Source organism: Micromonospora sp. NPDC049836, assembly GCF_044465125.1.
Classification (GTDB): Bacteria; Actinomycetota; Actinomycetes; order Mycobacteriales; family Micromonosporaceae; genus Micromonospora.
The window spans coordinates 15228-27087 of sequence record NZ_JBITLH010000026.1 but is presented as its reverse complement, the minus strand read 5'-3'; the positions used below and the strand labels follow the sequence as shown (position 1 = coordinate 27087).

At 65.1% G+C, this 11860-nt stretch carries 7 protein-coding genes; all 7 read right to left on the bottom strand.

Annotation, left to right across the window (positions count from 1 at the left end; translation table 11 throughout):
• Positions 1–79 precede the first annotated feature (79 nt).
• Entirely contained in the window at positions 80–535 is a 456-nt protein-coding gene (locus tag ACIBPB_RS32960) for an HAD domain-containing protein (RefSeq protein WP_396843162.1), read from the bottom strand.
• Between the two features lie 187 nt (positions 536–722).
• Positions 723–941: a hypothetical protein gene (locus tag ACIBPB_RS32955; RefSeq protein WP_396843161.1), complete on the bottom strand. Its 219-nt coding sequence runs from the start codon at positions 939–941 to the stop codon at positions 723–725.
• A gap of 1 nt (position 942) precedes the next feature.
• Positions 943–1515 (bottom strand): hypothetical protein, encoded by a 573-nt coding sequence (locus ACIBPB_RS32950; RefSeq protein ID WP_396843160.1) that lies wholly within the window; start codon positions 1513–1515, stop codon positions 943–945.
• Between the two features lie 304 nt (positions 1516–1819).
• On the bottom strand, positions 1820–2161 hold the full coding sequence (locus ACIBPB_RS32945; RefSeq protein WP_396843159.1) for a hypothetical protein: 342 nt from the start codon (positions 2159–2161) through the stop codon (positions 1820–1822).
• Between the two features lie 249 nt (positions 2162–2410).
• On the bottom strand, positions 2411–3064 hold the full coding sequence (locus ACIBPB_RS32940) for a hypothetical protein (RefSeq protein ID WP_396843158.1): 654 nt from the start codon (positions 3062–3064) through the stop codon (positions 2411–2413).
• 832 nt (positions 3065–3896) lie between these two features.
• Positions 3897–4367 (bottom strand): hypothetical protein, encoded by a 471-nt coding sequence (locus ACIBPB_RS32935; RefSeq protein WP_396843157.1) that lies wholly within the window; start codon positions 4365–4367, stop codon positions 3897–3899.
• Between the two features lie 400 nt (positions 4368–4767).
• Positions 4768–11745: a polymorphic toxin-type HINT domain-containing protein gene (locus tag ACIBPB_RS32930; RefSeq protein ID WP_396843156.1), complete on the bottom strand. Its 6978-nt coding sequence runs from the start codon at positions 11743–11745 to the stop codon at positions 4768–4770.
• Positions 11746–11860 lie beyond the last annotated feature (115 nt).

Genomic DNA, 11860 nt, shown 5'->3' with positions numbered 1-11860 from the left:
CCGCCCAGTCCTCCACGCTCAGCACCTCCCGATGCTTCCGGAGGGGGTCAACCTTCAGCCGGAACCACGGGGTTAGTTTTCAGGCGGAGCCGACATCAACACGGTGCAGCAACGCTCGCCCCGGGTGGTGTGCTGCGACCCATCGCCGGTCAGCATCAGTTGTCTCGTCGTCAAGCCAGACGAATGGGCGTCCCGCTGCCCACTGGGTAAGGCAGACGGTCTTCCAGTGCAGACCGCGCTCTGGATCCTCGTCGCCGTCCGGCCACTCGACGACGGGCAGGTCTGGAAGCCCGAGCCGTGGCGAGATGACCTCGTTCGCCTCCGCCATCCAGGTCGTCGCCCAGACCAACTGGCATCCCAGCGCCAAGAGCCGACGCCCGTCACCTGGGTCAAGCCGGTCCAGCAGAGGATTGCCAGTACCGTTCAGCGGCTGCACGACGGCGCTGTCCACGAAACGCTCGCGGCTAACCGGCCGGGCTTTGAACGGGATCAGCGGCCCATCCACATCGAGGAAGATTGCGGGGCGGTTGTCCATGCCGGGCACGCTCGAACCGTATCGTGACCCATCGGGGCCGAGTGACGCGCATGCACTTCCCCTCGGCGGGTCCGGATGCTGGACCGAGCGACGTCGGCGACGGCGCGTGGCAGCGCTCGAACGGCGCGCCGTATCAGCGGCAGGCCGCCATGCGCAGCCGGCCCCACGAGAGGTGAGGAAGTAATCGCTACCGGAAGCCGCCGCGCACGAACGGTTGCACAGCCCGGTGGCGAGCGGCGGCCGACGGCACCGAGCCGACGGCGAGGACCCACTCGTCGTAGAGCGCGCCGATAACGAGGTCGCCGTTCTCGAACCGCAGCACGAGACCAGCGCAGACCGCGTCGCCGTCGTGGCCGAGGATCACGGCGCCGTCGGTGAGCCGGGCCCCGATGAACCTGGACAGCACGTCAGGCTCCTGTGCCGGGCCGACCCTGGCCTCCCCCGTACTCGCCCATGTCGTAGGAACCGCCGGGGTCGTCCTTGGCGAGTATGAGATGGTCACCGCAGCCGTGCAGACCGACCGGCACGGCGTATTCGAAGAACAGCCAAGCGTGCAGCAAGCTCTCGGCGTCCGGCTCGCGCCGTCCCTCATGCCAGTGCCGGGCCTCCGTCACGGTGTCGAGCCGTCGGCCGCACATGCTCGTCAGCCACGACGCGACCATCTCGGGATCGCTGAAGCCCGCGTACGGCACCGCGTTCTCGACGCGCAGCGCCTCCCACACGGCATGCGCGGTGGCCTCATAGACGTCACCCACGCTCGTGTCGATCTCATTGACGACCACGTCGGTCACGGTCACCTTCACCGCCGCGGGAAGGTGACGCAGAGCCCACCAAGCGCCCAACTCAGCCTCACGCCGGTGTTCGTCGGCAGCGGTGGCGGTCACCTCCACCTCGCGCCGGCTCGACGCCGCTACCTCGACGCTGACCTGAGCGAACCGCGACGAGCGATTCGTCTGTCTCAACAGACGGAAGGTGGTCATGCCGCTGATCGTTTCAGCCGGGTCCCGCCCTCAGCATGCCGGACCGCGAGCAGACCGACAGACACCCCCTTCGTCCGGAGCGGCGACCTGCCCGGATGCGTCTCCTGCCCGAGGCGGCGCCGCGGTCGCTGGCCCACGGATGGCACGCGCTGGCCCTCGAATTGCGGGGAGGTCGCAGGCGGCCGGTCGAGGGGTTGCGCACCTGGTCAGGCGTCCATTGTTCTGAGGCGGCCAGCGCCATGGGCGGGGTCCCCGTTTTCAGGGACAGCACTACCGCCCGCTCCGCCGCCCCTGCTGCTACCTCCTACTTGTCTGCTACCGGCCATCCGTAGCGATGCAACTCGTCCACCACCTTGCGTATATCGATAGCCCAAAAAATCACCGCTTCGTCGTGATCTCTTGCCACGAACTTGACGCCGCTCGCCACAACGGGGACGTGGCCAAAGCGGGAGATCGACACGAGGTTCGTCCGCGTCACCCGGAACTGTCCGAACAAGGAGGAGACGCCGATCTCCTTCGCTCCTACGCGAAGCCGCGCGAACGGCCAGGTCGCACGCCTGTGGCCCTTGAAACCAGATCCCCACGTTCCAACCTGCCGGTCGACGTAGGCCACACCACCGCGAGCGCTGAAGTCCCTGTCAATCACGGAACGATCATCGCTGACGCCAACCAGCAATGGCCTCCGTGGGCTCCGGGCTGGTTCCAAGAACTCGCAGCTCGGGACTCGGACAAGATCGCTTCGACGTGTCAGGATCGCATCCGTCGGTCGAGGCATCCTCAATCGCCGTCCGGAAAAGATCAAGGTGCGTGTCGGCCTGCGTCGCTCATTGCCGCTGACTCGCATCGCTGGTCGGCCGAAAGCGAGGCGGCGGACGGGGCGCTCGTCGGGCAGCTGCTATCGCCAGGCGGCAGCACATACCTCTATCCAGGTCGCAAGGTCGGGCACCCCATCGATGGTGAGCAGTGAATACGGTGGGGAGCCCGCCAACGGGGTGACATTCGCGAAAGCGTGGTCTGGCGCAAAGAGAAGGAGCCGCCCGTCGTCGCGATGCGCCAACGTCAGATTCCCGTTGGCCTCCACAGCCACGGCGTAGTACTCATCGGGATTGACCGGAAGCTCGAGGCTGCGGTCCTCCCATAGCCATGCGTAGTCGGTAAGCACCTCACCGACCCGTACGTGCGCCGCGCCAATCGTGAGCACTTCGTTCTGGTTGTTCCACCAGGTGTCGGGCTCGCCGAACCGTTCGACGATCCCACCGCACCGGCTCCAGAAGCTCTTATGGAACCACGGAACGCAGTCGCTGTCCGCGTCGTGAGGCGGACGGCAGAGCCATCCCCGTCGATCATCCGATGATCCCCATGCCAGCAGCTCGTAGACGTCACCCTCGACGAAGACGGGCGTGAGGACCGCCGAGGCCAGCAGCGCCGAGAGTTCAGGCAGACCGTCGATTGATCCGCGGGTCCACCGCTGTGCCTCACCCACAACGGCACTCGCTCCGGGAGGCAAAAACCACGGAACCTCGTGGAGGAAATGCTCCCAGTCGCTCATTGCTCCGATGATGCCAGGATCACCTTCGCCGCCAGTCAGCGAGCCGTACGACAGCTGAGCACCTCACCGGCCAGCACGACCCACGGACGCCGCTGACGCCTTCGGCGCCGCCGACGAGGCTACCGATTAAGATGCCCTGGTCAGCAGGGCTCCGATGAGATTCAAGTCTCAGCTCCCGGGATGAATGCCGACGTCACCGCGATGACAGTCAATGCCATGCGTCGATGCGACGAAGCCCTGCTAGCTGACGCCAGCGAGCCTTGAGACGACAGCCAACACCAGTCAGGCGGGGAGCTGCGACGCGTGACCACTTCGGTGTTCTCTGGGAGGTCACGCCGGACCACTCGAGCGCATCACCGCAGGTCAAAGCCCCCGCCCCTGTCCGGTGTCGGTGAGCACTTCGGGCGCGGTGACCACTTCGCCAGCCTGCACCCAATCTGCTCCCACGTGCAAGGCTAGGCCATCCAGCGGCTCCTTACCGCCGTGACCTGCGCATACTCCCCTGCCAGGCGACATAGATTGCCGTCGACTGCTGCGCGAAACCGCTGAGCACTCCGCGTGAAACAGGACGCCGAGTTCACTCTGACCTGCGAAAACGAGAACTTGCAGGTCGTAGTGGGTGCAGTTGGATGCCGTTCAGTGCCGTTGGACGCTGTCCAACGCCGTTCAGTGCATGCGTCTGCTCCCAACCTGCTCCCCCAATCTCGGCACACGATTGCCGGTAGCGGTTTACCCTGCTCGAATGCCGAATTGTGACCTTCCGGGTTAACCTCAGCACCATCGACAGGTCCGAGTCGAGGCGGCAGGTCATGCTCATCAAAGGGTGGCGAAGTCAAGAATCCATCGATGTCAGCCCTTTGAAGAACTTGTTCTTCGCGATGCCCGGGTGGGCCGCCATCAGCCTGGTAGCCATCGTGCCCAGAAACACGTTGACAGCGTCCACCAATTCGTTCATTCCAATCTCATAGGCCACTTCTGATGTCGAGTCTCTCACCTCGACCGACTCGCCGCGCCGCACGAAGGAGATAACGGCCGTGTTTTCAGTAAAGTCGAATTCCGCTTCACCATACCGATCTAACGCATCCGGAACTTTTTTGATTGAGGCGGCAAAGTCGAGCAGAGGCATGCTGCCCCAACGGGCGCCAAGATCGAATCCGTCTACATCGAACTCGATCCGGCTCCAGAAATATTCGTACCTCAGATCCATCTCAGCAACCGCCCCTAGGTCGATCTTGTCGCCAGGTCGCCAAAGGGGGGATACCGACCTGTCCAAGGGCAAGATCACGAAATCGATAGCCAGCAAGTCAGCTCCTAGCGCCTCTCTTGATGCTTCCAACACAGAATTCCACTGACTGATCTTAGATTGGACGGCGGAGCCAGACCTCGATCGCAGATGCGGCGGCATCACTTTTGCAGGGCGTTTCATCACAGACAGGTGTTTCCGTTCCGCGCCGGCGCGCTGCGGACCTCCGGGTCAGCAGCTATCCGCAACGCAATCTCAATGCTACGGACAGTGACATGGTCACCGTCGATGGGAGGGGTTGCCGACGAAATCGGTCCGCAGGAAGCGATGACACAAACCCAAACCCGGGTCTGTGTCATCGCCAAGCCCAACGCGTCACGCTCAATTTCGGCCCGGCGCGTCGGTCTGCCTGAGAAGCTCCCCGAGAACGGCACTTCACAGGCTATCGTTCAATGTGGCGCTAGAACGGATGTGCCGTACGCAGCGTACCATCCGGGTTTACGACAACCCGCACTTGCTGCGCCTCCCCACCTCCCTGAGTCCCACTCTTCTCACCAATGGGTTTCCCGAAGTCCCATTCATACACGGTCCCATCACGTCCCTGAGTATTCCTGCGAGGACGTCCACGCTGAACCGTCTGGCGGATCAGGTCCTGCACCTCCTCATCGGTTCCGGTAAATACGCCTTTAGTCCGGTCGACACCAACGCCACCAGGCCTGTGGAAATCCTGGACGTGCTTCCACCCCTCAGCGGAGATGACACAACCGCCATTGGCGTTGTGCACGAGGACGGGCGCGTTGCCAGCGATCACATAGTAGGTATGGATTTCATTGACGGTTAGGTTGTAGGCGAGCGCCATACGCGCCGACCACGGGCGAAGCCCGTTGACCTCTTGCAGTCGCCCCTCGGGGCCTAGGACGAAGTCGCCGCGGTCGAGCTGATCGGCCCGCTGCCATTGACGGTCGGTCTGGTTCCAGAACGGGTGATCCTCCGTGGTGGTGAGGACGCCTCCGCCGATCTCCAGGTCGATCAGCTGGTCGGGGTGCACCCAGACGTGCTCGACGACCCTCGGGCCTTGCTCGCCGCTCTCCGGATCGGCCGCCAGGATCTCGTCACCCGGCTCGATCTCGTCCAGTCGCTTGGTGGTGCCATCGGCCATCAGAACTTCGGTTTCACCACTGAAGCTCATACAGCCGCAGTTGCAGCCGCCTCGGCCTGGTCGACCACCGGCCACCGCGCCACGCCCGGCCGAGGCCGCCTGCCCGAGGGCGCCGGTCCCCCCGGGGATCAGGTCGTCCGAAGGCAGGTTTGCCGCCATCCAGTCGATGTACGGGTTGTAGAGCTCCTCGATCCACTGCTGGCAGCCGCCCGGGCGGCCCATCTCGTGGCAGATGTTCATGGCGAGGGCACGCTCGTCTTCTCGAACCAGTTCGTCATTGGAGAAGAATTCGCGGCCGAACCATTCGCCGCGCTGCTCGTTCCAGCGGCGAGCGAACTCCTCCAGCGGAACATTTTCCGGGACCCGGATTACGTGGCCGAGGATCCTGGGGTCGTGCCGGCGCTTCGGTGCGCTGCCGGAGTAGCCCCGGCTCTTGCCCCAGTGCTCGTTTGCGGGGGTGCCGCACCCGCCTGGGCAGCCCTTCGTGGGGCTGTAGCCGTAGCAGTCGTGGTCCAGACAGTCCTCTGGAATGAGACCGGAGGGGTCGCTGGACGTGACCGGGGAGTTGTTGGCGTAGGCGTAGCCGTTCCATTGCTGCGGATCGGTCAGGTCCTGAAGTGGGTCGACCGACACGAAGCGACCGATGGTGGAGTCGTAGTTGCGGGCGCTCACCTGGGTAAGACCGGTGTTGGTGTTCAGCGGTTGATTCAGGAAGCCACGGTTGTCGGGGGCAGTGACGGTGGCCCCGCGGGGGCCGCCGTAGGGGGTGAACTGGCGCCAGGTGGGGATCTGCGCGGTGTTGTTGAGGTAGAGGGTCGGGTTGCCCTGGTGGTCCGGGATCAGGTAGCTGTAGTTGGTGCCGCTGCCGGTCCGGATGGCCGTCGCGCCGTTGGGCAGGGGGTAGTACCGGACACCACTGACGGTGTTGGTGCTGGTGTTGAGGGTGAGCTGCTGGGTTGGCAGGTACAGCGTGGCGACGCCGGGGTCCTTCTGGATCAGCAGGTTGCCGTCGGCGTCGTAGAGGAAACTGCTGTTCCCGCCCGCGCCGCCGGTCACCGACGTCAGCTGACCCGTGTCGTCCCAGGTGAGCGTCTGGCTGCCCTGGCCGGCCGCGCGGGTGACCATGTTGCCGGAGTTGTCGTACGCGTAGGACGTCGAACCAGTGAGGCCGCCCGTGGTGGTGGTGCTCGTCAGCGTGTGCGGCTGTCGCTTTCCGTTGCCGTCGTATGCGTAGTTGGTGGTCGTGTCGGTGCCGCCGCTGAGGGAGCGCTGTGTCTGGCTTTGGCGGTTGCCGAGGGCGTCCAGGCTCCACTCTGTCCAGAAGGCGCTAGTGGAACCCATTCCGCTGCCGACCATCGAGCGGTTGCTGGTGGTCGGCATCACGGCGCAGTTGTCGGTGGCCGTCCACGCTGACTTGAGTTGCCGCAGTGCGTCATAGCGGTAGCACTGCGTCTCCGCGGTGGTGCTGGGCTGGTAGCGGGTCTCGACCTGTTTGGTGATGTTGCCGTACAGGTCGTACTCGTAGTCTCGCTGGCCGACGTCGGTGGTGGTGGTCGTCGTCCTGCTGATCTTCCGCTGCTTCAGTCGACCGGTGTGATCGTCGTAGACGTTCACGATGGTGGCCTGGCTGGTGCTTGCGTTGACCCCACCGCCGGTTACCCGGCCGTACGCGTCGTAGGTGGTGGAGTTGGCGTAGGTGGCGAGCAAACTGCTGGCCGTATTGGGCAACTCCAATGGGGTCTTGTAACCGTAGGTAATCGTTTCTGACGGCAGCCCGCCGTTGGCCTGATAGGTGTCGCTGTAGTGCGCGCCGGTCACGGCCAGGTACTTGTGGCCGAAGGTGTACGTGTTGCCGAGCAGCCCTTCGACGGCCGGGATGGTGATCGACTCGCCGGTGGACTTGCCGAACGCGGTGAAGCCGTTGAACTGTGTGATGTACTGCGCGTTGTTCCGGTAGGTAGTGATCGTGGTCAGCTTGCCGACCGGGTTCGTCATGGCGGGAACGGCGCCGTTGTCGTTGTCGTACGCCCAGGAGCCGAGCTGGTTGGCCGCCGACTGGCCAGCTTCCGGAGCGGCGAAGCTTGCCGTCCTCCGGTTGATCTTGTCATAGGTGTACGAGACCGTCTTGCCGCGGGCGTCGGTGGCCTCGGTGACGTTGCCGTTGCCGTCGTACTTGGTGGTATTGGTGCCGGCGTCCGGGTCAGTCTTACTGGTGACCCGGGCGAGCAGGTCGTACTGGTTGGTCCAGGTGCTGCCGTTCGCGTCGGTCAGAGTCGACTGGTTGCCGTGTTCGTCGTAGCCGTAGCTCGTCGCGGCAGTCGTGCCGCCGGTCAGGTAGTACGTCCCGGTAAAGGAATTCGATGGATTGACCAGCGTCGGCGCGGCCGTGTACTGGAGTAGCTGGCTGGTGCGGCCCATCGGGTCGGTGACGGTCGCCGTCGTGGTCCCGCCAGTCGGTGGGATCACGGTGGTCCGGTCACCGTTGTAGACGGTACGGGTGGCGGAGACGACCAGGTTGTCGCGGGCGTTTTCCACGAGGATCGCCCGACCGGCCCCGTCATAGGTATTGAGGGTCTGGTTGTAAACCTTTTTGACGAGGTCGGGGGCGTAGACGGGAGTGGTGCCGGGGGTGTTCTTGTCGTCCCACCAGCCGTTGTAAGTTGCCCGGACCCAGCCCCGGCTGTCATAGAACGTATCGGTGATCATCCGGCCGCCAGCTGGCGTGGTGTCCTGGGTTTGCCGGGGGCGCAGCTGGGTGTCGTAGATCTGGGTGGACAACGCGTAGACCCCGGAGTTGTTTAGCGTCTCGGTGGTCGTGGCGGTCGGTCCGGTTTTCTGTACCAGGTAGGTGTACCGGTAGTGAGGCGTAGCGCTGGTCGCGCGAGACGCGACCCAGACCGCCTTGACTCGGCCGAGCGCGTCGAACTGTCGGCTGGTCACCACGTTGTTGACGTCGCTGCTCACCGTGGTGAGGTTGCGCATCGGCGTCACCGTCGACGACGTGGAGTGCCCCTCGGCGTTGGTCGTCTTGATCCCTATCGTCAGGCCCACCGCGTTGTCGGTGTAGGTCGTGGTAGTCGCGTTGCCGTTCGCGTCGTAGGTGGCGACCGCCCGGCCGTAACTGTCAAAGTCGGTGCGGTCGGTGGTCTGGTAGACGTAGGCGCCGGAGAGGTAGTCCTTCGCCTTGCGGACCATGGTCACGTCGCCCTTGGTCGGAACCTTGGGCTGCGGGAAGGTGGTATCGAACGCCGGGTCGTCGTAGTACGTCCGCAGGTGCGAGACGACCTGGGTGGGCCGGTTGACTGCGGTCGGAGCGGTCAGGGTGTTGACGCTGCCGGGCACGGGCGCGGGCGTCCCCTGCGTGAAGCCGCCGCAGGCCACGGAGACGGTCTCGATCTGGCTGATCAGGCCGACGACGTTGAGTGCGGTGTTCGCTGGCGCGTACGAGGTGGAGGTGCACCGGTCGTACGCGGCGATGACCGGCACGGTGTGGTCGTATGAGAACTTGAGCAGGCCGAACGTCGGCGAGTCGACGTTCGTGTCGTAGGTGTTGTCAGTCTGGCTGTAGCGCCATGTGGTGGTCCCCGAGGAGGTGACCGCCTGCCGAGTCCAGGTCTCAACCGGGGCCATTTTGTTGGCAGTCAGCGCGGGCAGGCCGCTCCGCGACCTGGTGGCGGTCGCTGCCGAGACCCAGTAGGAGGTCACGGTCGAGTTCTCGATTGGGCCACCGTCGCCGCGGTACGCGGTGGTCTCGAGTTCCCGACCGGCAAGTTGGTCGAGGTCCTCGTGCTGGCCGCCGGCCGAGTCCGTGACGTTGACGCCCGTGGTGTTGTTGTTCTTCGACATGCCGCGGTAGTAGGTGGAGACCGAGAGCGTCTGCAGGTCGTTTACCCCGTCGCCGTTGCGGGTCTCGACCTTGGCGTAGCCCCGGAACTGGCCGTAGGTGCGGTACTTGGCCTTGACCACCTCGTTGTCGTCGTATCGCCAGGCCGCGCCACCGACGTACTTGTAGCTGGTCGAGGTGGCGGGGGCGCCGCCGGTCGGGTCGCTGGCAGTCACCCTGGTGACCGCGTACTTGTGGAACCAGTCCAGCTTCGGATCGGTCAGGCCGTCCGGTGTCCAATAGACCGGGTAGCAGGACCGGGTGTTGGAAGCAGGGCTCACGGTAACCGGAGCGGTACACGGCACCGGCAGCTCATAGCTGGCGGTGATCAAGGAACCGGTCTCGGTGGTGACCGTCTCGATGCGCCGCCGGAAGAACGATGGGAAGCCACCGGCGGTGTCCACCCGGTTCGGCAGCTTGATAGCCCCGAAGGACACAGACGGCAGGCTGATCGGCGTGGTCGAACCACCGGAGCCGAGGTCGTGGCCGGTCCGGGTGATGGAGTCCAACCACAGGGTGGGGGCGGTGCCGTCCCCGGTGGCCGGCATGGTCTGCGTCAGGGTGTACGAGTCGACCGGCAGGTGCTTGGCCGCCGCGACATCGTACTGCTGGGCCTCGATCGAGGTGAGTCGAACCGTGGAGAAGAAGGACGGGCTCCACGATTTGCAGTCGGTGCCCTGATTGCAGACCAGGTCATAGGGGACGTCCGGCCAGTTCGCCTTGGTAGTGTCGTTCAGCGGCTGGCAGGTGCCGGACAGGCAGCGGTCGCCGCTGTTGAACACGACCCGGTTCGGCACGGTGCCGTAGGCGCTGCCGTCGGTGAATCCGTAGTCGATGCGGGCGAGATTGCTGTCCCGGATGTAGGGGACGTCCGTGGCCCCCTCGTTGCGCCCGTAGTAGTTGACGGCCTGGTTGTAGTAGTAGGCCATGGCGTTGCCGTGGACGTCCTTGACGTAGTCGAGGTTCCAGCGGTACGCCATGGTGCAGACCGAGGCGTTGAAGCCGGCCGCGTCGTAGCAGGGGTCACCTGCGTGCGGTGAGTAGACCGGCGTGTAGTCGACCGATTTGGTTTCGGTCTTGCCGGACGTCCAGCCCGGAAGCCGGTTGCGCCCAAACTCGTAGACGCTGCCGTCCGGCTCAGTCACGCGCCAGTAGTCGGTGTTGTAGGTGCCGCTGCCGTTGTTGGAGTTGGTGACCTGGGTGATGACCGAGCCGTTGTCGTTCTGGAGCTTCCAGATTCGCTTCCCGGCGTCCCAGATCATCGAGCTCGACGAGCCGTTGAGCGACAGCGTCATGATCGGACCGGTGTAGCAACGGTCATAGGTTTCCTTCGGCGACGGGCTGCCGCCCGGGTCGTCATTGCAGGAGACGAAGGTCTGCTCGACGTAGTTGCGCGGCGTCGACCATCCGTCGCCCACCCACGACGCCTGCGCGTTGGTGGCAACGGTTTGCCCGTCCACGCCGCTCGAGTCGTAGGAGAGGGCGAGCTGCGGTGCCAGCTTCGACCTCGACGGCGGAACCGTGATGGGGTACGAGTAGCTGAAGGACCCGGTGCTGCCACCAGCGGTCCAAGACCCGGAGGGCGTCAGGCCGGTTGCGGCGTAGGTGCCCCCGGCGCCGCCCTCGTCGCCTGCACCAGCGACCGCAGCGACGAGCATGGTGCTCGCCGAGTCGGTCTTCTGCCCGCCGGCACTCACCGTGAGCTCTGCGGAGACAGTCCTCGCGCCGACGTCGTTCACGGAGGGCAGCGGGTGGACAGCTCGACACGCGGCATGCTGCGGCGTGGTCAGGGCGCAGGCTGGCACGCGGACCAGCCTGAGCCGGAAGCCGTAGTTGCCCCCGTACGCCTCCGCGAAGGAGCCGTAGTCCAGCCCAACTCGGACAGTTTGGTTGCCGGCTGCGTCCGTCGCGGTGGTCGCGCCCTCCGGGGTCACGCTCACCAGAACCCCGTCCACTCCGGCCGCTGCCGCGGTCGCGCGGTCGAGCACCCGCACGGCGAGGCGTTGCGGACCGCGGTACGCGGCGCGTCCTTTCGTCACCGGGCCGAGCCAGACCGGCGTCCCCGTAGCTCTGATCTTCGTCTGTCCGGTGATGCGGGTATCGGCCCTGCCCAAGTCGACCTGGGCGGTTGCGGCCTTCGGCCACGCGGTCCTTGTCGGTCGGTAGTTGTCCGTAGCCGCGTTTGCCGGAGTGGTCGAAAACTTCATCGGCAGCGGCTTCACGCCGTCCACGGCTCTGCCAGGCGACGAAACCGGAGGACTGGCCAGCCCTGCGCCTTCCGGTTTTCCGATGGCCGGCGTCCCGACCAGTGTGCTTGCAGTGATGGTCGCCGCCGAGACGAGCGCGACAAGCCGCTTGCGCCGCGTGAGCAGCCGCGATCCCCCGTGTCTGAACATGCGTAATCCCAACCTGAGCAAGGACGACAAGAGACCACGCAGGGTTGCGAGTCACACACCCACGCAGCGCGATCAATGTGTCATGGCGGCGGCCAACTCAGGTCACGAAAGCATA

What these genes read in the sequence shown, in the direction of transcription:
- ACIBPB_RS32960 (WP_396843162.1), bottom strand. Translation starts at nt 535, where the DNA reads ATGGACAACCGCCCCGCAATCTTCCTCGATGTGGATGGGCCGCTGATC.
- ACIBPB_RS32950 (WP_396843160.1), bottom strand. Translation starts at nt 1,515, where the DNA reads ATGACCACCTTCCGTCTGTTGAGACAGACGAATCGCTCGTCGCGGTTC.
- ACIBPB_RS32940 (WP_396843158.1), bottom strand. Translation starts at nt 3,064, where the DNA reads ATGAGCGACTGGGAGCATTTCCTCCACGAGGTTCCGTGGTTTTTGCCT.
- ACIBPB_RS32930 (WP_396843156.1), bottom strand. Translation starts at nt 11,745, where the DNA reads ATGTTCAGACACGGGGGATCGCGGCTGCTCACGCGGCGCAAGCGGCTT.